The sequence below is a fragment of the Pseudomonas sp. 43mfcvi1.1 genome (genome assembly GCF_900115935.1).
In the GTDB taxonomy this organism is placed as follows: Bacteria; Pseudomonadota; Gammaproteobacteria; order Pseudomonadales; family Pseudomonadaceae; genus Aquipseudomonas; species Aquipseudomonas bijieensis.
This window is the reverse complement of record NZ_UETT01000015.1, coordinates 135435-158047: the sequence shown is the minus strand read 5'-3', so window position 1 is coordinate 158047 and position 22613 is coordinate 135435. Positions and strand designations below refer to the sequence as shown.

The following is a 22613-nucleotide window of genomic DNA, read 5'->3' as shown; positions in this document are numbered from 1 at the left end:
ATGAGGGCATATCAGTCGACATCACGGTTGGCTGATCCACCGCTATCGCGAGCAGGCTCGCTCCCACAGTTGATTTCAGCTGTTCACAAAAGTGATGCCAGCCACAGACCCTGTGGGAGCGGGCTTGCTCGCGAAGACGTCGGCACAGTCGACATTGATGTAGCCTGACACTCAGCCTTCGCGAGCAAGCCCGCTCCCACAGGAACTTCGTTGTTTGTGGTTCATCGCTGCAATCCAGCAAGCCGCCCTTCGATAAATCGCCGTTCGGGCAGTTGCTGCGTCAGTTCGAGCGCACGTCGGTACGCGGCCCTGGCCTCGTCCACTTGCCCCAACTGCCGACAGAACTCCGCCCGTGCCGAATAGGCCAGGTGATAGTCAGTCAAATCCCCCCTGGCGAGTATCCCGTCAACGAGGCGCAAGCCTGCTTCCGGTCCGTCGCGCTTGGCCAGGGCGGCGGCGCGATTGAGCTCGATTACCGGCGACGGCACAGCCCGCAACAAAACATCATAAAGCCCGACGATCTGCGGCCAGTCGGTCTGCTCCGCCGTCGGCGCTTCGGCATGCACCGCCGCAATCGCCGCTTGCAGGCAGTACGGCCCGAACCGCCGGGTCTTCAGCGCGGCTTCCACCAACCCACAGCCCTCGGCGATCATCTCGGCGTCCCACAACGAGCGCTCTTGCTCATCCAGCAGGATCAGCTCGCCAGTCGACGACGTTCGCGCCGGTCGCCGGGACTCGTGCAGCAACATCAACGCCAGCAACCCCATGACCTCGGCCTCGGGCAGCAACTCCATCAACAAACGCCCAAGGCGGATGGCTTCGCGGGTCAGGTCTTCGCGAGTCAACTCAGCGCCCATCGACGCCGAATAACCTTCGTTGAACACCAGGTAGATCACCCGCAGCACGCTGTCCAACCGTTCCGGCAGCTCCGCACGAGACGGCACCTGGTAAGGGATCCCGGCATCGCGGATTTTCGCCTTGGCCCGCACGATGCGTTGGGCTATGGCCGCCGGGGCGGCGAGGAAAGCCCGGGCGATTTGCTCGGTGGTCAGGTCGCAGACTTCCCGCAGCGTCAGGGGCACCTGGGTATCAGCCGCCAGGGCCGGGTGGCAACAGGTAAAAATCAGCCGCAGGCGATCGTCTTCCACGTCTTCCTCACTCCATTGGCCCTGTTCCAGCTCTTCGAGCTGGGCGATCAACATCGGCCGGGACGCGGCGAAACGCGCGCGCCTGCGCAAACTGTCGATGGCCTTGAAACGCCCGGCAGACACCAGCCAAGCCCGCGGGTTGTCCGGCACACCGTCGCGCTGCCAGCGCTCGACCGCAATGAAGAAGGCCTCGTGCAAGGCTTCTTCGGCGAGGTCGAAGTCCCCCAGCAGGCGAATCAGCGTCGCCAGGATCCGCCGCGAGTCTTGCCGATAAACCTGCTCGACGCGCGCCTTGACCGTTTCGGCCGACATCAGTCGGGCATGCCTTGGGTAACCAGTGCCTCAAGCCGATCCAAGCTCTGGCCCCACCCCTCATGGAAGCCCATGGCTTCGTGCGCCTGACGGTCCTCCTCGCTCCAGTGCAGCGCACGGGCGGTGTAATGGGTTTTGCCGTCCACCTCCTCGAGCAGCACCTCTGCGGTCATGAAGGCCTTACCGGAGGGGATCCAACCGGGCACGAACGCATCGGTGAACACCAGGCGCCGCGGGGCGAGGATTTCCAGGAACACGCCCATGGTCGGGTATTCACTGCCGTCGGGCGCATGCATCAGGGTGCGAAACTGGCCGCCGACCCATAGGTCCATTTCGCACTCTGGCGTGGTCATGCCATGGGGGCCCCACCATTGGACCAGCAAGGCCGGCTCGGTCCAGGCGCGGAAAATCTTCTGGCGCGGGGCATCGATCACCCGGCTGATGGATAACGCGTAAGCGGCAGCTGCAAGGTTCATGAATGAAATCCTGTTTGTGCTTGTTGTTCAGGGGTTCAGTTGGCGAACCGGTCGTACTTCGACGCAGCCGACCCGGGCCGCCGGAATATTGCCGGCGACCTGGATGGCTTCGTTGAGGTCCTTGGCATCGATCAGGTAGAAGCCCGCCAGTTGCTCCTTGGTTTCGGCGAACGGACCGTCGGTGATCGACAGCTTGCCACCGCGCATGCGCACCGTGGTAGCGGTCTGCACCGACTCCAGGGCCTCGGCGGCGAGCATGCGCCCACTGCCTTGGATCGATTCGGCATAGGCCATGCACTCGGCGTCCTCCGGGCTGTCGGGCGAGTTATGCAGCGTGTGTTCGTTGCTATACACCAGGCATAGGTACTTCATGGAAGGCTCCGTGATCGAACTGATCAACTATGAACGGCTGGAAGACACTCGGCGAAAAAACCGACGATCAGGGTTGCAGGTCGAACAGCGCCGTACCGGCCATCGGATCGAACGGCGCGGACCAATGCTCATGGACGATCCGCCATTGCCCGGCTGCACGCTGGTAGCAGGCCGTCACACGCATCCAGCAGGCCTGTTCTTCGCCTTTGTCGTTGGTGCCGCCGCAATAGGCCAGCCAGTGGGCGAAGGCGATGTTCTCAGCCGGGGTGATCTTGACCTGGTGGAAGTCGAACTTGTGCGGGCCGGGGCACATTTCCATGCAGGCTTGCCAATGGGCCCGGTAAGCGGCCTTACCCTTGAATTGCAAGGCCTGGATGGCGTCGAACGAGACAATGTTCTCGTCGTAGAGCGCCATGACCTTGTCAACGTCCTTGGCCATGACGGCTTGGCGATAGGTGTCGATCAGGGCCTGGATCTGGGTTTCAGTGGCTTGGGTATTCATGGTGATTCTCCGCAGGTTTTTATTGAAGACACCCTTTGTCGTTTGGAGAAACAGCGAATCGACAACCCAACAAAAATAATTCAAGGAAAAAAATTCGCTAGAATCCAAGTCCTATTCTGCCGGCAGACAACGGACGCTTTTGTGACCGCTCAGCTCGTACCCTACGAAGACCTGACCCCGCTTCAACGCGAACAGGTCAGCGCCATCGAAATCCACCCCGAACAGATCAAGTTCGCCGGCGATATCCACGGTGCCCTGCACACGCTGCTGTCCAAGCCCGGCCCCGGGGTCAGGGGCTTTGCACTATTGGCTGAGCAGGTGCCGGTGGCCTTCCTGCTGCTCAAGCGCCCGCCGGTACTGCCCGCCTGGGCCAATGAACACAGCGCCACCCTGCATGCCCTGCAAGTCGACTATCGGGCCCAGGGCAAAGGTTATGGCAAGGCCTGCCTGCAGGCGCTACCCGCCGTGGCGCGAGCCGCCTGGCCGGAAATCCGCGGGCTGGAACTCTCGGTGGACGCCGACAACGACTCGGCCATCGGCCTGTACACCCGGCTGGGCTGGGTCGACAGTGGCGAGGCCTACAGGGGCCGCATCGGTTATGAGCGGCGGATGGGGTTGGTGTTTTGACCAAGGCATGACACTTCTGTGGCAGCGAGCGCGATAGCGGTGGCACATCCAACCTCAATGCAAGCTGGCCCACCCCAATCGCGAGCAGGCTCGCTCCCACAGGTTTCCCATTGCGCAAAAAGGGTGATGATCAGCTCGGCTTGAGCGGGATCCAGATCTCCAGGGTGCCTTGGCCGGTCCTGGGGTTGAAGTCTTCGCTGTAGCGTTCGAATTCCGGTGTGCAGGCCCCTTCATGACCGGACTGCGGTAACCACTCGCTCCAGATGTACTGGAAAGTTTGCGGCAGTGTCTTCAACGGGCCCCGATGTTCGAACACGGCGTAGCGCCCGGGCGGGATTTCGATCCAATGGTATTGTTCCGGCAGATCGTCGAGCCGGCTGATTTCCACGCCGGCAATGTATTCGAACCCGCCCTCCTCGTCCGGGTTGCAACACACACCGTAGGTCACTTCATCTTTCTGCCCTGGCACCTTGCCGAGCCAGGGCAGGAACTTTTCCCAAAGCAAAGGGATATCTTGGGCAGTGTCCTGGGTAAAACGAGCACCGAAGCCGGCGATGAGCTGAAAACGTCCCTGTTCAAAGCGTGGTTCGGCTGTGTAATCGCGTTTATGCTTTTCCATGCGGCAACACTCCAGCAAAACTTGAAGTCGGGCTTGGCAGTATAGAAGCCAAACGGTGATTGCCAGGGCCGTTTCGCTTATCAGATGCCAGGCAAGGCGCCGGCGACGGTTTTTCCTACAAACTCGTTGTAGCCAGAAACAATCACATACACCGCAAAATAACAGAAGATCGCAGCGGATGCCCAATAGGAGTAACGCAACAGTTTATCCCCCAACAGTCTGCCGCCCTGGGTCGCTGCCAGGCACAGAGCCGCACACCACAGCAGCCCGGCGCAGAGAAAACCGCTGAGAAACAGCGCCGAACTGAGCAAGGTCCCGCCACCCGAACGAGCGATCAACGTACCACCCACCGCCGCGAACCAGAGAATGGCACTGGGCGATGACATGGCCAGGAAAATCCCGCGAAAAAACTCCTGGCGCGAGGAGTTGCCCTGCACCTCGCCAGCCTCGGCCAGCACTGCGCTGTGATAGATCGCCGAATGGATCATCTTCGCCGCGAAATACAGCAACAGCACCGAGCCACCGAGCCACAACACCCAACGCACCGCTTCGTATTGCAGCAGCACGGTCATGCCGGCCAGGGCCAGGACCGCATAGACCAGGTCGCCCACGCAGGTGCCCAGGCCCAGGGCGAAACCCTGGAAATAGCCGCGCTGCATCGCCAGGGTGATCATCGCGATATTGGCCACGCCAATGTCCAGGCACAGGGAGAGACTCAGCAGGAAACCGCTGGAAAATTCCATCATTCATTCCGTTCGATTGGGGTGCGGCGAATTCAACTGCCCGCAGCCGTCATTGATGGCCGCGCGGCGAGGCCGACAGTGTCGTCGAAAATAGTTGCGCGCCGCTACTGGACAATTGGCCATCAGCGCCATTATCTTCCGCCACAGGCCACCGCAGTGGCCAACGTCGCTCGGACGGTTCCGGGCGCTCACGTATCTCGAGGCAACAATGGCCGAACAAGGTTCGCCGCGCCGCTTTGCGCGCATCGATCGACTCCCCCCCTATGTATTCAATATCACTGCCGAGCTGAAGATGGCTGCGCGTCGGCGCGGCGAAGACATCATCGACTTGAGCATGGGTAACCCCGACGGCGCCACGCCCCCGCACATCGTGGAAAAACTGGTCACCGTCGCCCAGCGTGAAGATACCCACGGTTATTCCACCTCCAAAGGCATCCCGCGCCTGCGCCGCGCCATTTCGCGCTGGTACAAGGACCGCTATGAGGTGGACATCGACCCGGAAACCGAAGCCATCGTTACCATCGGCTCCAAGGAGGGGCTGGCCCACCTGATGCTGGCGACCCTGGACCAGGGCGACACGGTACTGGTGCCCAACCCCAGCTATCCGATCCACATCTACGGTGCGGTGATCGCCGGCGCCCAGGTGCGTTCAGTGCCGCTGGTGCCGGGCGTGGATTTCTTCGACGAACTGGAACGGGCCATTCGCGGCTCGATCCCCAAGCCAAAGATGATGATTCTCGGCTTTCCCTCCAACCCCACCGCCCAGTGCGTGGAGCTGGACTTCTTCGAACGGGTCATCGCCCTGGCCAAGCAATACGACGTACTGGTAATCCACGACCTGGCCTACGCCGACATCGTCTACGACGGCTGGAAAGCCCCGTCGATCATGCAGGTACCCGGCGCGAAAGATATCGCGGTGGAATTCTTCACCCTGTCCAAGAGCTACAACATGGCCGGCTGGCGCATCGGTTTCATGGTGGGCAACCCGGAACTGGTCAGCGCCCTGGCGCGGATCAAGAGCTACCACGACTACGGCACCTTCACGCCGCTGCAAGTGGCCGCCATCGCCGCCCTTGAAGGCGACCAGCAATGTGTGCGCGACATCGCCGAACAGTACCGCCAGCGCCGCAATGTGCTGGTCAAGGGCCTGCATGAACTGGGCTGGATGGTGGAAAACCCCAAGGCGTCGATGTATGTCTGGGCCAAGATCCCCGAGGCTTATGCACATCTGGGTTCACTGGAGTTCGCCAAGAAGCTGTTGGCCGAAGCCAAGGTCTGCGTCTCGCCAGGGGTGGGTTTCGGGGAATATGGGGATGATCACGTGCGCTTTGCGCTGATCGAAAACCAGGACCGGATTCGCCAGGCTGTCCGTGGCATCCGTGGGATGTTCCGGGCGGATGGCTTGATAAACAAACCTGGCGCCTGAAACAAAACCAGGCTGATCAGCAGAAACAATGTGGGAGCGAGCTTGCTCGCGATGGCAGACAGACAGTCAATACTTGTGTCGACTGTCACACCGCTATCGCGAGCAGGCTCGCTCCCACAGTTGTTATGCGCTGCTGTAAGTCAGACCACCAGCGACAGCAACAGGATAAAGATCAAGCCCACCACGGACAGGATGGTTTCCATCGCGGTCCAGGTCTTGAAGGTTTCGGCCACGGTCATGTTGAAGTACTGCTTGACCAGCCAGAAGCCCGCATCGTTGACGTGAGACAGGATCAACGAACCGGCACCGGTCGCCAGGACCAGCAGCTCACGGTTCACGCCTGGAATCATCCCCACCACCGGCACCACGATCCCGGCACCGGTAATGGTCGCCACCGTCGCCGAGCCCGTCGCAATACGGATCACCGCTGCCACCAGCCAAGCCAGCAGGATCGGGGAAATCTGCGCACTCACCGCCATGTGACCGATCACATCGCCCACGCCGCTGGTGACCAGCATCTGCTTGAAGCCACCACCGGCACCAATGATCAGGATGATCGCAGCGGTCGGCGCAAGGCTGGCGTCCAGCCATTTGAGCATCTGGCTGGAACCGATGCCTTGTTTGTAGCCGAAGGTGTACAGCGACAACAACAGCGCCAGCAGCAAGGCCGAGATCGGGTGGCCGATCATGTCCATCCAGGCGCGGAAGAGGTTGCCGTCCGGCAGCGCCACGTCAGCGAAAGTCTTGAGCAGCATCAGGAATACCGGCGACAGCACGGTGATCAGGGTGATGCTGAAGCTTGGCAGCTCGGCGGAGTTCGTCTCGCGAGCCAGTTGGTCCACCAGTTCCTGATTCGGGTGACCGGGGATGTGCTTGGCAATGAACGTACCGAAGATCGGCCCGGCAATGATGGCGGTTGGCAGCGCGACGATCAGGCCATAGAGAATGGTCTTGCCGATGTCGGCGCCAAACACGCCAATCGCCAGCAGCGGCCCCGGGTGCGGTGGCACCAGGCCGTGGACCGCGGAAAGACCGGCCAGCAGCGGGATACCGATCTTGATGATGGACACGCCGGTGCGGCGCGCGACGATGAACACCAGCGGGATCAGCAACACGAAGCCGATTTCGAAGAACAGTGGGATGCCCACCAGAAACGCGGCGAACATCATGGCCCACTGCACCTTGTCCTTGCCGAAGGCGCGGATCAGGGTCTGGGCGATCTGATCGGCCCCGCCCGACTCGGCCATCATTTTGCCGAGCATCGTGCCCAGCGCCAGGATGATGCCGACAAAGCCCAGCACGCCACCGAAGCCGTCCTGGAACGCCTTGATGATGGTGCCGGTCGGCATGCCCGACGTCAGGCCGAGGAACGCGGCAGCGATGGTCAGGGCAATGAACGGGTGGAACTTGAACTTGGTGATGAGGATGATGAGTCCGATCACCGTGACCACTGCATCGAGCAGCAGGAACGTCTCGTGGGACATGCCGAACATGGGAGGTGTCTCCTGATTTGTTGTTGTTATTGAAGCAGTTATTGGTTAGCCGTCGGGGTAGCGCTATCTTTCTGACGCAAACTTTTGAAACTCAGCTGGCAAGCTTCAAACCATGGTCCAACCACCAGACGTAAGCCTGATGCGCCAGTTCATCCACACTGTGGCTGGACGCATCCAGAGCCAGGGTCAGGGGCTCGCCGACAGGGGATTGAAGGGTGGCAAACTGGCTGTCGATCAGGGTCGACGGCATGAAATGGCCGGGACGATGGGAAACGCGATCGGCGGCCACTTCGGGGGTCAATTCAAGGAATACGAAGCCCAGGCCTGGCAAGGCGCTGCGCAGACGCTCGCGATAACTGTGCTTGAGGGCCGAGCAGGTCAGCACCGGGCGCTCGCCCAAGGCATCGACACGGCGCAACTCGTCGCAGAGGCTGTCGAGCCAGCCGGCACGGTCGTCGTCGTTCAAGGGGATACCGGCGCTCATCTTCTGGATGTTGGCCGCAGGGTGGAACGTGTCGCCTTCGATGGCGGTGGCGCCGCTCAACTGGCACAGGGCCTGGCTGACGCAGGTTTTGCCGCAACCGGCAACGCCCATGATGACCAGGGCGGAGATGGGATTATTCATGTAACACCTCAGCGCGCAGACAGCGCTACCTTTGCCAGTTATGACACCGCAGCAAAAGCAGAAGTTGCCGACGCCTTCTTGTCATTTTTGTGGTTGCAGCATGTTCGTTCACGACGCCAACGGACGGGGCTCAGGCAAACCCCACTCACGCATTTGCAGACGCGTCGAGACAGCGCTACCTTAGTGCCTTGATTTTTGTTTGGCAAGCCGCCCTGATGACCGCCCCTAAAAACGATAAGAATACTCGCACCACTGGTCGCCCTACGCTCAACGAAGTCGCACGCCTGGCCGGTGTCAGCCCGATCACCGCCTCCCGTGCCCTGCGTGGCGTCAGCACCGTCGCCACTGAGCTGGTGGAAAAAGTCCGCCAGGCCGCCGTGGAGCTCAACTACGTCGTCAACCCCGCCGCCCGAGCCCTGGCTTCGGCCCAGAGCCATTCGGTGGTGGTGCTGGTGCCGTCGTTGTCCAACCTGTTATTCATCGACACCCTGGAAGCCATTCATCGGGTGCTGCGACCCAAGGGCTTCGAAGTGGTGATCGGCAATTACCACTATTCCCGGGACGAAGAAGAAGACCTGCTGCGCAACTACATGGCCTATCAGCCGCGTGGTTTGCTGTTGACCGGTTTCGACCGCACCGAAAGCGCCCGACGCATGATCGAGGCCAGCAATATCCCGTGCGTGTACATGATGGAGCTGGACCCTGGCGCGGGGCTCAACTGCGTCGGTTTTTCCCAGCTCAAGGCCGGCGAAACGGCGGCCGAGCACTTGATTTCCAAAGGGCGCAAGCGCCTGGCCTACATCGGCGCGCAACTGGATCAGCGCACCCTGCTGCGCGGCGAAGGCTTTCGTCGCGCCCTGCAGAGCGCCGGGTTGTATGACCCGGACCTGGAAGTGCTGACGCCGCGCCCGTCCTCGGTGGGCCTGGGCGGCGAGCTGTTCCTGCAACTGCTGGCCAGTCATCCGGACGTCGATGCGATCTTCTTCGGCAACGACGACCTGGCCCACGGCGCCTTGTTCGAGGCACTTCGCTGCGGCATCAAGATTCCCGAGCAAGTCTCGGTCCTGGGTTTCAACGACCTGCCCGCCTCGGCCCACATGGTGCCGCGCCTGAGCAGCATCAGCACCCCACGGGAAGCCATCGGCCGCCGCGCCGCCGAACAAATGCTGACGTTGATGGCTGGCAACCGCATCACGCAGCCGGTGGTGGACATGGGCTTTGAGCTCAAGGTCCGCGAAAGCACCTGATACCCACAAACGCGGTCGATCCATGCCGTCCGCCGGCAAGGGTTGGCCGCCCCGCCCGCCGACCGCCTGCGCACAACCCATGACACAGAGGCCTTGCGGCGACGGCACGGGAATTGCTCCTGCCCATCGCTCAGCCATTACCCACAGGTGTTCATCATGTTGGTCAGTGCAAAACAGCAAGCGATGGTCTTGCCGCTCAAACGCCCGGGCGAAGACCCCACCGCCGAAGCCGCCAGCGGCCTGCAAAGCGCCGCGTTGCAGGCGTTGCGCGATAACGTCCAGGCCCAGGCGAGCCAGGGCAGTGCCCAGGTCCGGGACTCCTTCACCCGACAAGCCACGCAACAGGTCAACGCCGCCACCGCCATCAGCGACAAGGTGGACGAGGCCTTCGCCAAGACCCGCGTACAATTGCAGACCGTGGCTTCGCCAACGGCCGAAGAAACCAAGGCGCTTGGCGGCTCCGCGACAGCAGCATTCAAGGACTACATGAGCAAGACGCCCGAAGAGCGCCTGCGCGACAGCATCCTGGAAGAAATGGGCATTACCGAGGAAGAGTTCGAGGCAATGCCGCCCGAGAAGCAGATGGCGGTCAGCCAGGAAATTGCCCAGCGTATGCAGGACAAGTCGGCGATGGCGCAAGTGGAAAAGGCCCAGGAAAGCCGCACCGACGACAAAATCTCGGCCACGGACATGTTTCTGGCTTCGCTTTGAGCCTCGACGCATTGCATAGCGTTTGAGCTGGGGTTAGCGCCCCAGCTCATCCTGAGGTCAATCAAGACGGTAGCGGTTCAATGACCGAACAGGTTCACCTTCTTGGTTTTTTTGTCGGCGCGTTTTTCATCGGCGGTCTTCGCCGGTTTTTTCTTTGCCGCTTTTTTTGAATCCATGCCTTTGGCCATGATACGTACTCCAGTCATACGGGATGTGAAGTCAGGTATACACCTATCGCCGCACTCGCGTTCTTTTATAATCGCCCTCCCCTTATCGCCCTCGACCCTGCCATGTCCGAAATCCACTACACACAGCTCCAAGAGCCGCTGTGGCCGCTGATGAACAAGTTTTACCGCACCCACCAATCCTCGATGAAAGCGGTTCGGGAAGCGCAGCTATGGGTGGCGCGGCGGGATGAAATCGTCGCCGCACTGTGCTTGCGACCGGTATCGGGCGGGCATTGGTTGACGGGGTTGTTGGTCGACCCGGCGTATCGCGAACAAGGGATTGCGGCGCGGTTGATCGCTGAAGCGGTGAAGGGTGTCGAAGGACCGGTGTGGCTGTTCTGCCACCCGGATTTGCGCGGCTTTTATGAGCGACGTGGTTTCAGCTTCGACCCTGAACTGCCCTATGCGATGGCTGAGCGTCTGAGCCGGTATGCGCGCAGCAAGCCGATGATTGCGATGGGGCTTGAGTCAAAAGTACTCTTCTGAAATTCAATACAATCCATTGTGGGAGCGAGCCTGCTCGCGATTCCGGTTTAACATCCAGCAGATGAGCTGACAGGTACACCGCTATCGCGAGCAGGCTCGCTCCCACAGGGGATGTGTGTGGTGATTTCGTCAGTCGTCCGCAGTCGGGTCCAGGTCGGGAAACATCACCTCGGTAAACCCGAACTTGCTGAAGTCCGTAATCCGCGAGGGGTACAAGCGCCCGATCAGGTGATCGCACTCATGCTGCACCACGCGCGCATGAAAACCTGAAGCGGTGCGCACGATCGGCTCGCCCTTCGGATCAAAACCTTCGTAGCGAATGTGCTGGTAGCGATCCACCGCCCCACGCAAGCCAGGCACCGACAGGCAGCCTTCGAAGCCCTCCTCCATCAGTGGACTCAGCGGGGTAATCAACGGATTGATCAGGATGGTCTGGGGCACTGCCTCGGCGTCGGGGTAACGCTCGCTGTGCTCGAAGCCGAAGATCACCAGTTGCAGGTCGACGCCGATCTGCGGCGCCGCCAGGCCGACACCGCCAACGCTTTCCATGGTCTGGAACATATCGTCGATCAATTGCCACAACTCTGGGCTGTCGAACATTTCGACAGGCACCGGCGGGGCGATGCGCAGTAGGCGTTCGTCGCCCATTTTCAGGATTTCACGGATCATGGTCGGGCTTCGTCAGGATGGGTGAGAGGAATGGAATGGTCGCGGCCCAGGCCCGACACATGCTGTTTTTCGTGCTCGCCCGCGCTCTTTTCGCCCGGGTTCTTGCCCTCGCTAGACATGTGTTCGATCACCGCATTCATCTCCGCGCCAAGCAACAGCACCGCCGAAGAAATATAGAAATACAGCAACAACACGATGATCGCGCCGATGCTGCCGTACATGGCGTTGTAGTTGGCAAAGGTCTTGACGTAAAACGCGAAGCCCAGGGAAGCGATGATCCACACCACCACCGCCAGCACCGACCCCGGCGTGATGAAGCGAAACTCCTGCTTGACGTCGGGCATCACGTAATAGATCAGGGCCACGGCCACCATCAGCAAGATCACGATCACCGGCCAGCGCACGATGGTCCAGAGCGTGACGATGAACTCCTCCAGGCCGACCTGGGCCGCGATCCAGCCCATCACTTGCGGCCCGAGCACCATCAGCGCCGCAGCCGCCAGCAGCATGCCGGCGATGCCGACCGTGTAGAAGATCGATAGCGGAAAGCGTTTCCAGGCCGGGCGGCCTTCCACCACATCGTAGGCGGCGTTCATCGCGCTCATCATCAGCCGCACGCCCGCCGAGGCGGTCCACAGGGCAATGACGATACCCACCGACAACAACCCGCCCTTGGATTGCTGGAGCTGGTCGATCACCGGGTTGACCTGCTCCAGGGCCTGGGGTGGCAGCACCAGCTCCGATTGCAGGCGCAGCCAGGAGAAGAAGTCCGGCAAGTGCAGGAAGCCGATCAACGCGATCAAAAAGAGAATGAACGGAAACAGCGAGAACAGCATCTGGTACGCCAATGCCGAGGCGTAGGTCGACATCTCGTCGTCGAGAAACTCGGTCACGGTACGCATCATCACACGATGCAAGGGTAAGCCTTTCAAGGCCGGGAACATCATGTGCGTCTCCTTTCGCCGCAAAAAAGGAAGGTCGCCTGGCGACTCACGGGTTTGCTATCCAAGACAAAAGTAACCTGTTTGGCGACTTTGGAACAATTTCCCCGGTGCAAGTTCGAGCCGACATGAAAACGGCCACCCGCAGATGGCCGTTTCAATCGATTTTTCAACAGGCCGGTTATGCCTCGTCAACGCCTTTCTTGACTGCATCCTTGGCCTTGCCCACGGTTTGCTGGGCTTCACCTTTTTTCTCCTGGACCACGCCCTCGGCGCGCATGCGGTCATTGTCGGTGGCCTTGCCGACGCCTTGCTTGATGTTGCCGACGGCTTCGTTGGCAACGCCCTTCACTTTATCGCTCGTGCTACCCATGATGTTTCTCCTGTGAACAACTGTACGAAAAGTCATTACATAAGGGTTGACCGAGGCCGTTTGCGGGGAGTTTCATTTTTTCAGCAGCGCATTTCATCGTCAGATGCAGGTTGCGCTTTATGTTTGCCGATCCACCCCCGAGAATGCCCCACGTATTCAGGCTGCGCCCTGAAGCTCCAATCTCGTAGGAACGTTATGAAACTCGATAAAAAGCAGGCCATCGCCCGCAGAAACCAGGAACTGGGCGGCGCCGTACTGGGCGTCAATAACTGCCACTTCAGCGAATTGAACCGCAATCGCAACATCTTCTGGTTCGATATCCCGGTGGCGCGCCTGGCCATCGGTCAATACGAATGGATTCATCTGTTGCTACACACGCCAGCCACCGATGAGCTGCTGCACCTGAAGGTGCCGACCGTGTTCCTGCGCGAGAAGATGGAAGGCCTGGAAGTGCGCAACCAGGGCAAGCGCAAGGCAGCCCTGAGCCTGGAACTGAGTGCCGACAAGGATTCCTACCTGCAAGACATGCGGCCCGGTGGCACCAACCTGGATTTTGCGCAGTTTCGGTTGTAGCGGGTAGCGGCGCAGGGGCTTAATCCCCTCCTCACAGGTTTTGTGCTTTGCAAGAAAAATCCGATACCTGACCAGGTGTCGGATTTTTTTATGCGTCTCGCTTGGGCACTGGAACTGCCCAACACCCTCGAACAGGCCCTTGAACAACCCTGCACCAGCAACGCGGTTCCCGCGCTGCGGCTCGTTCATTTCTCATCGTTGCGTCTGATACCAAACTGATACCGAGCTGATACCGCCGTGGCCTGTCGCCATGAGCGTCGTCGCCTCATATTGGCTCCACCCGATAAGGCCAAGACAAGGCATACATCTATCAATCCATTATTGGGCAGGAGCAAACCATGAATAACAAAATGGATATACCAGGCGTCCTCCAAGCCGCGGATTACAACAAGCTCAACGGCGATCTCGGCTATGGTCGAAACCGCCTCAGCGCAGCCCGGGCACCGGATGAACGCGTATTTGACCCGACCTCCGGCGCCGGCATCAAACGGCACACGGATACCCGACGCGAAGATTACTCATCGTTCTTCCAATCGATTCTGGACTATCGCCACACAACAAAGGCCGAATTCAATTCGAGTGCCAGCTACGGTGAATTTTCCGCCGAATTTCACCTCAACTTTGAAAAGAAATATACCTCTCACCAAGACAACACGGCCGCCGTGCGGACCCTGCGCCTCATCTTCGGCGGCGCGAAACTCGATGCGGTCTCGGACGCGGCGCTCTCGCCCAGGTTCAGCGAAGAAGTCGCCCGCCTGCCGACGGCGTTCACCCCCCAGGACGCGCATGAGTTCTATCGGTTCTTCGACCTGTTCGGGACCGACGTGGTGACCTCGATCACCCTGGGCGGCAATCTGTACTTCCAGGCCCTGGTGCAGAAATCCAAAGTGACGGAACTCGAAAAGATCAAGGTCGAACTGGAGGCCGAGTACGGCATCTTCTTCACGGCCGACGGTTCGATCGACGATACGGTCGAGCGCAAGCAATACATGGAGAGCCGCGACGCCTCGGTCACCACTGAGGGCGGCGACAACGACATCTTCTCCGACGTCATCTTCACCAAGCCGAAAAAGTATGACGGCAAGACGAACCAATGGATCGCTTCGGTGGGGAAAAAACCGGTAGTCGTCGGGCGAGAATTCAAGCCTGTCTACGCCTTCATTGCCGACAAGCAGCGGCGCATCGCGGCACAGACGGCCTTGGAACACTATAGGGGCCGCTCGCTGAGCGTCCATTCGACCTGGCGCTACAGCAGCCTCGACGTCGGCAACGTGACACGGCAAGCGCTTGCGAGCGGAGCCGTCGGCACGCCCGGGATCAAGGTGCGGGTGGTTGATCGCAAGACATTGCAGGGCCGGGAAGAGCATTTCGCAGCCCCCGCCATCGGTAGCGCCGTGTCCGACATCAACCAGTTCTGGAATACGTTCAAGTCCGGTGTCGAGTCCATGGGACTTGAGCACGCCATCGTACTGCTGGCGACGCAATTCTGGCCGCGGGAAAGCCGCTATAGCCCGCCGGATCACATCATTGCGTTCCTGAAGAATAAATGCGGCGGCTCGGAGGCGACACTGCATCGCTGGCGCGACGATTCCCTTCGCTGCGTGCCATGCCCCTATGCCGGAGCCAGCTATGGGCTGATCGGCTACGGCAACGGCACATCCCATGACAAAGGTGGGGATGTCTACGTGATCGGCTTCGGCGATCCGGAACGAACACTGCGCACGGAGCTGGAGATTGACGCCGACCTCTATACCACTGAAGACGGTACGGCGAAGTTCACTTGCAACGACATCTTCAAGGGGCAAGCCATCCCCTTCGTGAAGTTCCGCAGCCACCATTGGAACACCTGGCAGATCGCCGTCGACCCCCATGTCCCGGAGCGCATCACATTGGAAGACGATAGCGCGGGCGATGGCGCCAAGGCGCTGTGGTACGCGCAGCCGGCGGGGCCAAAATACGGCATGCACCCCTTCTATCTGATCAACGCCCAGACCTGCGGGGTTCTGCAATGGGACAGTGGCGGCGCGGCCCAGGAGAAGGAAGCCGTGTTGCGCCCCTTCGTGCCCAATCTCGATATCAACCTGTGGGACCTGCGCTACCCCTACATTTTGTGCCTGTCTTACCAGCCGAATTGGGACCTGCGCGCCTTTGGAGATCGGCGCGTGAAAGTGGCGTCTTACCGTGGCCAGGACACGGAAATGCGCTGGTCGCCAAGTAACGTCAGTCGTGTGCTCTGACCCCTATCTGAAACTCTATCTGAAAGGAGTATTGAAATGCCTAAGGGATACCAGTCGTTTCTGCAGAAATCGACCCGCACTACCTACTGCAGCAAAGAGAAATATGCCAATCACGACCTCTCTGCAGTATGGGTCGCCGCTGCACTGAAGCACTTTAAAATCGAGGCCTCGGACACCAAGGACTATAAATTCCCTCTCGACAGCCAGCCGGCCCGAGCCAAGATCTGGCCGGCCTGAACGCAAGTGTTCCAGGTGCCGTGAAGGAAGGAGCTGACCCGCCACTTCGTTCACCGGCGGGAATGTAAAAAACCCGGTTCTTGGCGGCAATGCCAGTCAGTCAAGTTGACTGGCATTGCCGCCAAGAACCGGGCTTTTCATTGGCAACGGTCTTACTTCTTCAGCCCCAGCTTCCTGAGCTCTTCGTCACGCAATTCGCGCCGCAGGATCTTGCCCACGTTGGTGGTCGGCAACGCGTCGCGGAACTCCACGGCCTTGGGCACCTTGTAGCCGGTGACGTTGGCGCGCATGTGTTCCATCACCTGTTCCTTGGTCAACGTGACACCCGGCCGTGCGACGATGAAGATCTTGATCGCCTCGCCGGACTTCTCGTCCGGGATGCCGATGGCCGCGCATTGCAGCACGCCCGGCAGGGTTGCCAACACATCTTCCAGCTCATTGGGGTACACGTTGAAGCCGGAGATCAGGATCATGTCTTTCTTGCGATCGACGATGCGCATGTAGCCGTCTGGCTGGATCACCGCGATATCGCCGGTCTTGAGCCAACCTTCGCTGTCGAGGATCTCGTCGGTGGCTTCCTGGCGCTGCCAGTAGCCCTTCATGACCTGCGGACCTTTCACACACAATTCGCCGATTTCGCCCAACGGCTGTTCGACGCCCGCGTCATTGATCACCTTGCACAGCGTCGACGGCACCGGAATGCCGATGGTGCCGACCTGGATGTTCTGGATCGGGTTGACGGTAGCCACCGGGCTGGTTTCGGTCATGCCATAGCCTTCGCAGATCGGGCAGCCGGTCACCGCTTTCCAACGTTCAGCCGCTGCCAGTTGCAGGGCCATGCCGCCGGACAGGGTGACTTTCAGTGCCGAGAAGTCCAGCTTGCGGAAGGCTTCGTTGTTGCACAGGGCCACGAACAGCGTATTGAGGCCGACGAAACCGCTGAACTTCCACTTCGACAACTCCTTGACCATCGCCGAAAGGTCGCGCGGGTTGCTGATCAGGATGTTGTGGTTGCCGATCAGCATCATCGCCATGCAATGAAAGGTGAAGGCATAGATGTGGTACAGCGGCAGCGGCGTGATCAGCACTTCGCAACCTTCATTGAGGTTGGAGCCCATCAGCGCCTTGCACTGCAACATGTTCGCCACCAGGTTGCGGTGGCTGAGCATCGCGCCCTTGGCCACGCCAGTGGTGCCGCCGGTGTATTGCAGCACAGCCACATCGTCGCTGGTGGGGTTGGCTTCGTTCACGGGTTGGCCATGACCTTTGCTCAGCACGTCGTTGAACTTGACGGCCTTGGGCAAGTGGTAGGCCGGGACCATCTTCTTGACGTACTTGATCACGCTGTTGATCAACAGGCGCTTGAGCGGCGGCAGCAGGTCGGCGACTTCGGTGACGATGACGTGCTTGACGCCCGTCTTGGGCACCACAGTCTCGGCCAGGTGCGCCATGTTCGCCAGGCACACCAGCGCCTTGGCCCCGGAGTCGTTGAACTGGTGTTCCATTTCCCGCGCGGTGTACAGCGGGTTGGTATTGACCACGATCAGCCCGGCGCGAATAGCACCGAACACGGCCACCGGATACTGGAGAACGTTGGGCAGTTGCACAGCGATTCGATCGCCCGGCTGTAAATCGGTATGCTGTTGCAGGTATGCGGCAAAGGCCCCGGACAACTCGTAGAGTTCACCGTAGGTGATCGTCTTGCCGAGGTTGCTGAATGCCGGCTTGTCGGCAAAGCGTTGGCAGGACTGCTTCAACACCGCCTGAATATTCGGATACTCATCTGGATTGATGTCGGCAGCAATCCCAGCTGGGTACTTATCCTTCCAAAAGTCTTCGATCATGGAAGCCCACTCCTCAGCAACGCGAATTCTCACCGCATTTGATGCGATTATTATTGGTGTGTTTATTGGTGAATCTGGCTTGAATCAAGGCCGAGAAGTCACAAAAGCGCGCCGAGAGTAGCAGCTTTGCCAAGGGTCGCCTAGAGCCAAAAGTGGGCCTAACGGTCATAAACATGACTCAAGAATGTGCAATGGTCACTTTTAGAGTAAAAATTCCAAAACTCACTAAATCGCTCTGAATACACAAACAGCTGTGGGAGCGAGCCTGCTCGCGATTGCGGTGTACCAGTCAACATCTCTGTCACTGATATACCGCAATCGCGAGCAGGCTCGCTCCCACAGGGTCTTCTACGGGACCTCTCTGGCGTCAGGCGATATCCCGCAACTCCCGTCGCAGGATCTTGCCCACCGGCGTCATCGGCAGCGATTCTCGCAACACGATGTGCTTGGGAATCTTGTAGCCGGTGAAATTCTCCTTGCAGTAGGCCTTGAGCTCTTCAAGGCTGACCCCGCTTTCGCGCGCCACCACGAACAGTTTTACCGCCTCCCCCGAGCGCTCGTCCGGCACACCGATCACCGCACAGTTGGCCACCTTGGGGTGGGCCATCACCACGTCTTCGATCTCGTTGGGGTACACATTGAAACCCGAGACGATGATCATGTCCTTCTTGCGGTCGACGATGCGCACGAAACCGTCCGGGTCGATCACCGCGATATCGCCTGACTTGAACCAGCCCTCACTGTCCAGCACTTCGGCCGTGGCCTCGGGCTTGTTCCAGTAGCCTTTCATGATCTGCGGGCCCTTGATACACAGCTCGCCGCGCTCGCCCAGGGGCTGTTCGACACCTGCGTCGTCGATCACTTTCATCAGCGTGCCTGGCACCGGCATTCCCACGGTACCTAGCCGGGACTTGCCGCCATAGGGATTGGCACAGGCTACCGGCGAGGTTTCGGTCAGGCCATAACCTTCGGTAATGCCGCAACCGGTGATCTGCTCCCAGCGTTCGGCGGTGGCCTTGATCAGCGCAGTGCCGCCAGAGTTGGTGACCTTGAGGTGGGAAAAATCCAGGGTTTTGAAATCCGGATGATCCATCAGCGCCACGAACAGCGTGTTGAGCCCCAGCAGCAACGAGAAACGCCAGTTCTTCAGTTCCTTGATGAAGCCGCCGATGTCCCGTGGATTGGTGATCAGCACGTTGTGGTTGCCGGTCACCATCATGCACATGCAGTTCGCCGTGAACGCATAGATATGATAAAGCGGCAGCGGCGCGATCATGACTTCCTGGCCTTCGCGCAGCAGTGGATGACCGTCATCGCCGAGCTGCCCCAGGCAAGCCCGCGCCTGTTGCATGTTGGCCACCAGGTTGCCGTGGGTCAGCATCGCGCCCTTGGCCAACCCGGTGGTGCCGCCGGTGTATTGCAGCACTGCAATATCATCGAGACCGACTTTCAGCGGCTTGATGCCCTGGCCACGTCCCAGGCGCAAGGCGCTCTTGAAGGAAATGGCCTGGGGCAGCGAATAGGCCGGGACCATTTTCTTGACCTTGCTCACCATCGTGTTGACCAGCCAGCCCTTGGCGCCGGGCATCAGGTCGCCCATCTTCGCTTCGATCAGGTACTGCAGGTCCGTATCGGGCAGCACCTCCTGGACCTTCTGCCCGAACATGTTCAGGTACACCAGCGCGCGAGCACCGGAGTCCTTGAACTGATGACGCATTTCCCGCGCGGTGTACAGCGGGTTGGTATTGACCACGATCAGCCCGGCGCGCAAGGCACCGAACACGGCGATCGGGTATTGCAGGATGTTGGGCATCTGTACCGCGATACGATCGCCCGGTGCCAGGTCGGTATGGGCTTGCAGGTAACCGGCGAAGGCCGCGCTGTAGCGTTCGAGCTCGGCATACGTGAGGGTTACCCCCATGTTGCTGAACGCCGGACGGTCGGCGAATTTCTTGCAGGAACGCTCGAACACCTCGACCACCGACTTGTAGCCCCCAAGGTCAACATCCAGGGGCACGCCGGCCGGGCGTTTGTCATTCCAGAAATCAGGCTGCATTGTTTTTGTCCTCTTTACCTGAGCGTATCCGGGCCGCTTCTGTGTCGCTTGCAGAGGCGGAGCTCTTGGGACACTAGCAGCTATGGCCAATCAGGCAAATATGGCGACCTGCGTCATAGATTGTGTGAATCTTCCTGCCTCGGTTCAGACGAGACGCAACGGATGCGCTATACAATGCTGCGACGCTGCGTCTGACCTTGTGCAAAGGAATCGCCATGATCCACCAAACGTTCTGGCTGACAGCAACCGACCATAGCCGCCTGTTCGTCAACCAGTGGTTGCCCGACACCGCCCCATTGACGGTGATCATGCTGGCCCACGGCATGGCCGAACACAGCGGTCGCTACGCACGCCTGGCCCAGGCGCTGTGCGACGCCGGCTACGGCGTCTGCGCCATGGATCTGCGCGGCCACGGCAAGACCGGCGAGCAAGCGACTCTCGGCCATTTTGCCGACGAGGACGGCTGGGCCAAGGTCGTGGGCGACCTGGCCAGCCTCAACCACCATATCGTCCAGCAATACCCCGATACCCCCATCCTGCTGCTGGGCCACAGCATGGGCAGCTACATCGCCCAGGGTTACCTGTTACATCACAGCGCCAGCCTGCACGGGGCGATCCTCAGCGGCTCGAACTTTCAGCCGGTGGCGCTTTACCGCAGCGCTCGCCTGATCGCCCGCTTCGAACGCTGCCGCCAGGGTGCCACGGGGCGCAGTGCCCTGATCGAGTGGCTGTCGTTCGGCAGTTTCAACAAGAAATTCAAACCCACGCGCACCCCCTTCGACTGGCTCAGTCGCGATCCGGCCGAAGTCGACAAGTACGTCCACGATCCGCTGTGCGGCTTTCGCTGCACCAATCAACTGTGGGTCGATCTGCTCGGCGGGTTGCAGCAAATCAGCAAAGCGTCCAATCTCGCCCAGATCGATCCGGGCCTGCCCCTGCTGGTGATCGGTGGCGAATGTGATCCGGTGAGCGAAGGCAAGCGTCTGAAGGATCTGGCTGACGCTCTGCGTGACGCCGGCAGCCAGCACCTGCAATTGACGATTTACCCGCAGGCCCGGCACGAATTGTTCAATGAAACCAACCGCGATGAAGTGACCGCCGATGTGCTGGCCTGGATAGCCCAGGCCCTGAGCCACAAACGGCCGCCACGCAGCGAGTAGGCTTGCAGCATTTTTCCTTTACTCTGTCACAGGATCTGAAACAGATGACCCAGGTTACCAACACCCCTTACGAAGCCCTCGAAATCGGCCAGACCGCCAGCTACAGCAAGACCGTCGAAGAGCGTGACATCCAACTGTTCGCGGCGATGTCGGGCGATCACAACCCGGTGCACCTGGACGCCGAGTTCGCCGCAGCGAGCATGTTCAAGGAGCGCATCGCCCATGGCATGTTCAGCGGTGCGCTGATCAGCGCGGCGGTGGCCTGCGAGTTGCCTGGGCCGGGCACCATCTATATCGGCCAGCAGATGAGCTTCCAGAAACCGGTAAAGATCGGCGACACCCTGACCGTGCGCCTGGAAATCCTGGAGAAAATGCCGAAGTTCCGTGTGCGCATCGCCACGCGCGTATTCAACCAGCGCGATGAACTGGTGGTGGACGGCGAAGCCGAAATCCTCGCCCCGCGCAAACAGCAGACCGTGACCTTGCCGACGTTGCCGGCGATCACAGTCGGCTGATTACCACCCTCTAAAGTGAATGAACTGTGGCGAGCCACTGTGTGGGAGCAAAGCTTGCTCGCGATGCAAGCGCCTCGGTTCCCTGAGAGACCGAGTCATCTTCATCGCGGGCAAGCCTTGCTCCCACATTTATGGCTGGTCTTCGCGCACCTGCACGCTCGCCGTCATCCCGGCACTCAGATTCACCCCTTCCGGCACCTTGTCCAGCTTGATCCGCACCGGTATCCGCTGGGCCAGGCGCACCCAATTGAAGGTCGGCTCGACCTCTGCCAGCAACTGCGCATCGGGGTTGGTGTTGCGGTCGGTAATGCCACGGCTGATGCTTTCGACATGGCCTTCCAAGGCATGGCCGGCACTCATCAGCCAGATCTTGACCGGATCGCCCACACGAATCCTGGGTAATTTGGTTTCTTCGAAATAGGCCTGCACATAGAACGTCGAGTCATCGATCAGCGCCATGACCGGCTGCCCGGCATTCACGTAGTTGCCTTCGGCCAGGCGCAGGTTGGTGATGTGGCCGTTGCGTGGGGCCAGGACCTGGCTGCGGGCCAGGTTGAGCTCGGCCACCTTGGCCTCGGCCTGGGCTTCGCGCAGTTCGCCTCGGGCGATGCCAGCGTTGATCTGGGCGTTTTCCCGCAGTTCGGCACTGATGGCCTGAGGCCCCAGGGCCGCGCGGCGACTGGCTTCGTGTTCGCGCAGGCTCAGTTGCTGCTGGCGCGTCTGGACCACCGCCCGGGCTTTCTCCAGCGCCGCCTCGAAACGCTCACGGTCGATACTCAGCAACACATCGCCGGCCTTGACCTGCTGGTTGTCCACAGCCTTGAGTTCGCGCACCCAACCCGACACATCGGGTGCAATCACCACCACGTCGGCACGGATCCGCGCATCACGGGTCCAGGGCGTGAGCATGTAGTACTGCCACAGGTGAAACCCGGCGAAGATCGCCACGGCCACCATGCACAGCGTGACGGCAACACGTACGGAGGTACGCATG

At 60.2% G+C, this 22613-nt stretch carries 24 protein-coding genes; 10 read left to right on the top strand and 14 right to left on the bottom strand.

Going from position 1 to position 22613, the window contains the following annotated elements:
* Positions 1–221: 221 nt before the first annotated feature.
* The 4 genes from DTP52_RS25180 to DTP52_RS25165 form a co-directional block, all read right to left on the bottom strand.
* The gene (locus DTP52_RS25180) at positions 222–1460 is read right to left on the bottom strand and encodes an RNA polymerase sigma factor (RefSeq protein ID WP_109755774.1); all 1239 of its coding nucleotides are present in this window, start codon (positions 1458–1460) and stop codon (positions 222–224) included.
* On the bottom strand, positions 1460–1936 hold the full coding sequence (locus DTP52_RS25175; protein WP_109755773.1) for an SRPBCC family protein: 477 nt from the start codon (positions 1934–1936) through the stop codon (positions 1460–1462). Before DTP52_RS25175 ends, DTP52_RS25180 begins: the two co-directional genes overlap by 1 nt.
* Positions 1937–1963: 27 nt before the next feature.
* Entirely contained in the window at positions 1964–2308 is a 345-nt protein-coding gene (locus DTP52_RS25170; RefSeq protein WP_003198606.1) for a YciI family protein, read from the bottom strand.
* 67 nt (positions 2309–2375) lie between these two features.
* The gene (locus DTP52_RS25165; protein ID WP_109755772.1) at positions 2376–2810 is read right to left on the bottom strand and encodes a nuclear transport factor 2 family protein; all 435 of its coding nucleotides are present in this window, start codon (positions 2808–2810) and stop codon (positions 2376–2378) included.
* 141 nt (positions 2811–2951) lie between these two features.
* On the opposite strand from DTP52_RS25165, the gene DTP52_RS25160 reads away from it, so the two are divergent.
* Positions 2952–3437 (top strand): N-acetyltransferase, encoded by a 486-nt coding sequence (locus DTP52_RS25160; RefSeq protein ID WP_109755771.1) that lies wholly within the window; start codon positions 2952–2954, stop codon positions 3435–3437.
* Positions 3438–3567: 130 nt separating this feature from the next.
* Here the strand turns inward: DTP52_RS25160 and DTP52_RS25155 are convergent, their stop codons facing one another.
* Positions 3568–4056: a GyrI-like domain-containing protein gene (locus DTP52_RS25155; RefSeq protein WP_109755770.1), complete on the bottom strand. Its 489-nt coding sequence runs from the start codon at positions 4054–4056 to the stop codon at positions 3568–3570.
* 80 nt (positions 4057–4136) lie between these two features.
* A complete protein-coding gene (locus DTP52_RS25150; RefSeq protein WP_109755769.1) occupies positions 4137–4799 on the bottom strand; it encodes a LysE family translocator in 663 nt (220 codons plus the stop codon).
* A 208-nt stretch (positions 4800–5007) separates the two neighbouring features.
* Here DTP52_RS25150 and alaC point away from each other — a divergent pair, with 208 nt between their 5' ends.
* The gene (gene alaC, locus DTP52_RS25145; protein WP_109755768.1) at positions 5008–6225 is read left to right on the top strand and encodes an alanine transaminase; all 1218 of its coding nucleotides are present in this window, start codon (positions 5008–5010) and stop codon (positions 6223–6225) included.
* A gap of 140 nt (positions 6226–6365) precedes the next feature.
* On the opposite strand, the gene DTP52_RS25140 is transcribed toward alaC, so the two are convergent.
* Positions 6366–7718: a GntP family permease gene (locus DTP52_RS25140; protein WP_109755767.1), complete on the bottom strand. Its 1353-nt coding sequence runs from the start codon at positions 7716–7718 to the stop codon at positions 6366–6368.
* A 91-nt stretch (positions 7719–7809) separates the two neighbouring features.
* The gene (locus DTP52_RS25135) at positions 7810–8343 is read right to left on the bottom strand and encodes a gluconokinase (RefSeq protein WP_109755766.1); all 534 of its coding nucleotides are present in this window, start codon (positions 8341–8343) and stop codon (positions 7810–7812) included.
* Between the two features lie 215 nt (positions 8344–8558).
* On the opposite strand from DTP52_RS25135, the gene DTP52_RS25130 reads away from it, so the two are divergent.
* The 3 genes from DTP52_RS25130 to DTP52_RS25120 all read left to right on the top strand — a co-directional run bounded on the left by DTP52_RS25130 (position 8559) and on the right by DTP52_RS25120 (position 11014).
* Positions 8559–9590 carry a LacI family DNA-binding transcriptional regulator gene (locus DTP52_RS25130; protein WP_109755765.1) on the top strand — a complete coding sequence of 344 codons (1032 nt, stop codon included), beginning with the start codon at positions 8559–8561 and terminating at the stop codon, positions 9588–9590.
* Positions 9591–9746: 156 nt separating this feature from the next.
* Positions 9747–10301, top strand: coding sequence for a hypothetical protein (locus DTP52_RS25125; RefSeq protein ID WP_109755764.1), 555 nt, complete (start codon positions 9747–9749; stop codon positions 10299–10301).
* 290 nt (positions 10302–10591) lie between these two features.
* Positions 10592–11014, top strand: a complete 423-nt coding sequence (locus DTP52_RS25120) for a GNAT family N-acetyltransferase (protein ID WP_109755763.1) — start codon at positions 10592–10594, stop codon at positions 11012–11014.
* Positions 11015–11143: 129 nt separating this feature from the next.
* Here the strand turns inward: DTP52_RS25120 and def are convergent, their stop codons facing one another.
* The 3 genes from def to DTP52_RS25105 form a co-directional block, all read right to left on the bottom strand.
* Complete coding sequence (def, locus tag DTP52_RS25115) at positions 11144–11683, bottom strand: peptide deformylase (protein ID WP_109755762.1); 540 nt, start codon at positions 11681–11683, stop codon at positions 11144–11146.
* Entirely contained in the window at positions 11680–12630 is a 951-nt protein-coding gene (locus DTP52_RS25110; protein WP_109755761.1) for a YihY/virulence factor BrkB family protein, read from the bottom strand. The genes def and DTP52_RS25110 overlap by 4 nt, the downstream gene beginning before the upstream one ends.
* A 175-nt stretch (positions 12631–12805) precedes the next feature.
* The gene (locus DTP52_RS25105; protein ID WP_058545733.1) at positions 12806–12997 is read right to left on the bottom strand and encodes a CsbD family protein; all 192 of its coding nucleotides are present in this window, start codon (positions 12995–12997) and stop codon (positions 12806–12808) included.
* Between the two features lie 195 nt (positions 12998–13192).
* Between DTP52_RS25105 and DTP52_RS25100 the strand changes: the two genes are divergently transcribed.
* The 3 genes from DTP52_RS25100 to DTP52_RS25090 all read left to right on the top strand — a co-directional run bounded on the left by DTP52_RS25100 (position 13193) and on the right by DTP52_RS25090 (position 16044).
* Positions 13193–13570, top strand: coding sequence for a hypothetical protein (locus tag DTP52_RS25100; RefSeq protein WP_030139341.1), 378 nt, complete (start codon positions 13193–13195; stop codon positions 13568–13570).
* A gap of 338 nt (positions 13571–13908) precedes the next feature.
* Entirely contained in the window at positions 13909–15807 is a 1899-nt protein-coding gene (locus DTP52_RS25095; protein ID WP_109755760.1) for an MAC/perforin domain-containing protein, read from the top strand.
* A 36-nt stretch (positions 15808–15843) separates the two neighbouring features.
* On the top strand, positions 15844–16044 hold the full coding sequence (locus tag DTP52_RS25090; protein WP_109755759.1) for a hypothetical protein: 201 nt from the start codon (positions 15844–15846) through the stop codon (positions 16042–16044).
* Between the two features lie 152 nt (positions 16045–16196).
* Here the strand turns inward: DTP52_RS25090 and fadD1 are convergent, their stop codons facing one another.
* The gene (gene fadD1, locus DTP52_RS25085; protein ID WP_109755758.1) at positions 16197–17888 is read right to left on the bottom strand and encodes a long-chain-fatty-acid--CoA ligase FadD1; all 1692 of its coding nucleotides are present in this window, start codon (positions 17886–17888) and stop codon (positions 16197–16199) included.
* 367 nt (positions 17889–18255) lie between these two features.
* The gene (fadD2, locus tag DTP52_RS25080) at positions 18256–19944 is read right to left on the bottom strand and encodes a long-chain-fatty-acid--CoA ligase FadD2 (RefSeq protein WP_109755757.1); all 1689 of its coding nucleotides are present in this window, start codon (positions 19942–19944) and stop codon (positions 18256–18258) included.
* A gap of 215 nt (positions 19945–20159) precedes the next feature.
* Between fadD2 and DTP52_RS25075 the strand changes: the two genes are divergently transcribed.
* Entirely contained in the window at positions 20160–21104 is a 945-nt protein-coding gene (locus tag DTP52_RS25075) for an alpha/beta hydrolase (RefSeq protein WP_109755756.1), read from the top strand.
* Between the two features lie 44 nt (positions 21105–21148).
* On the top strand, positions 21149–21619 hold the full coding sequence (locus tag DTP52_RS25070; protein WP_092166033.1) for a MaoC family dehydratase: 471 nt from the start codon (positions 21149–21151) through the stop codon (positions 21617–21619).
* Positions 21620–21748: 129 nt separating this feature from the next.
* On the opposite strand, the gene DTP52_RS25065 is transcribed toward DTP52_RS25070, so the two are convergent.
* Entirely contained in the window at positions 21749–22612 is an 864-nt protein-coding gene (locus DTP52_RS25065; RefSeq protein WP_109755755.1) for an HlyD family secretion protein, read from the bottom strand.
* Position 22613: the final 1 nt, after the last annotated feature.

Excerpts from the sequence above, each read along its gene's own strand:
- DTP52_RS25075 (WP_109755756.1), top strand. The coding sequence starts at position 20,160 with ATGATCCACCAAACGTTCTGGCTGACAGCAACCGACCATAGCCGCCTG.
- DTP52_RS25070 (WP_092166033.1), top strand. The coding sequence starts at position 21,149 with ATGACCCAGGTTACCAACACCCCTTACGAAGCCCTCGAAATCGGCCAG.
- DTP52_RS25105 (WP_058545733.1), bottom strand. The coding sequence starts at position 12,997 with ATGGGTAGCACGAGCGATAAAGTGAAGGGCGTTGCCAACGAAGCCGTC.
- DTP52_RS25165 (WP_109755772.1), bottom strand. The coding sequence starts at position 2,810 with ATGAATACCCAAGCCACTGAAACCCAGATCCAGGCCCTGATCGACACC.
- DTP52_RS25100 (WP_030139341.1), top strand. The coding sequence starts at position 13,193 with ATGAAACTCGATAAAAAGCAGGCCATCGCCCGCAGAAACCAGGAACTG.
- DTP52_RS25170 (WP_003198606.1), bottom strand. The coding sequence starts at position 2,308 with ATGAAGTACCTATGCCTGGTGTATAGCAACGAACACACGCTGCATAAC.
- DTP52_RS25175 (WP_109755773.1), bottom strand. The coding sequence starts at position 1,936 with ATGAACCTTGCAGCTGCCGCTTACGCGTTATCCATCAGCCGGGTGATC.
- DTP52_RS25065 (WP_109755755.1), bottom strand. The coding sequence starts at position 22,612 with ATGCGTACCTCCGTACGTGTTGCCGTCACGCTGTGCATGGTGGCCGTG.
- fadD1 (WP_109755758.1), bottom strand. The coding sequence starts at position 17,888 with ATGATCGAAGACTTTTGGAAGGATAAGTACCCAGCTGGGATTGCTGCC.
- DTP52_RS25135 (WP_109755766.1), bottom strand. The coding sequence starts at position 8,343 with ATGAATAATCCCATCTCCGCCCTGGTCATCATGGGCGTTGCCGGTTGC.
- DTP52_RS25140 (WP_109755767.1), bottom strand. The coding sequence starts at position 7,718 with ATGTTCGGCATGTCCCACGAGACGTTCCTGCTGCTCGATGCAGTGGTC.
- DTP52_RS25095 (WP_109755760.1), top strand. The coding sequence starts at position 13,909 with ATGAATAACAAAATGGATATACCAGGCGTCCTCCAAGCCGCGGATTAC.
- DTP52_RS25180 (WP_109755774.1), bottom strand. The coding sequence starts at position 1,460 with ATGTCGGCCGAAACGGTCAAGGCGCGCGTCGAGCAGGTTTATCGGCAA.
- DTP52_RS25150 (WP_109755769.1), bottom strand. The coding sequence starts at position 4,799 with ATGGAATTTTCCAGCGGTTTCCTGCTGAGTCTCTCCCTGTGCCTGGAC.
- DTP52_RS25125 (WP_109755764.1), top strand. The coding sequence starts at position 9,747 with ATGTTGGTCAGTGCAAAACAGCAAGCGATGGTCTTGCCGCTCAAACGC.
- DTP52_RS25130 (WP_109755765.1), top strand. The coding sequence starts at position 8,559 with ATGACCGCCCCTAAAAACGATAAGAATACTCGCACCACTGGTCGCCCT.
- fadD2 (WP_109755757.1), bottom strand. The coding sequence starts at position 19,944 with ATGCAGCCTGATTTCTGGAATGACAAACGCCCGGCCGGCGTGCCCCTG.
- DTP52_RS25090 (WP_109755759.1), top strand. The coding sequence starts at position 15,844 with ATGCCTAAGGGATACCAGTCGTTTCTGCAGAAATCGACCCGCACTACC.
- DTP52_RS25110 (WP_109755761.1), bottom strand. The coding sequence starts at position 12,630 with ATGATGTTCCCGGCCTTGAAAGGCTTACCCTTGCATCGTGTGATGATG.
- DTP52_RS25120 (WP_109755763.1), top strand. The coding sequence starts at position 10,592 with ATGTCCGAAATCCACTACACACAGCTCCAAGAGCCGCTGTGGCCGCTG.
- alaC (WP_109755768.1), top strand. The coding sequence starts at position 5,008 with ATGGCCGAACAAGGTTCGCCGCGCCGCTTTGCGCGCATCGATCGACTC.
- DTP52_RS25155 (WP_109755770.1), bottom strand. The coding sequence starts at position 4,056 with ATGGAAAAGCATAAACGCGATTACACAGCCGAACCACGCTTTGAACAG.
- def (WP_109755762.1), bottom strand. The coding sequence starts at position 11,683 with ATGATCCGTGAAATCCTGAAAATGGGCGACGAACGCCTACTGCGCATC.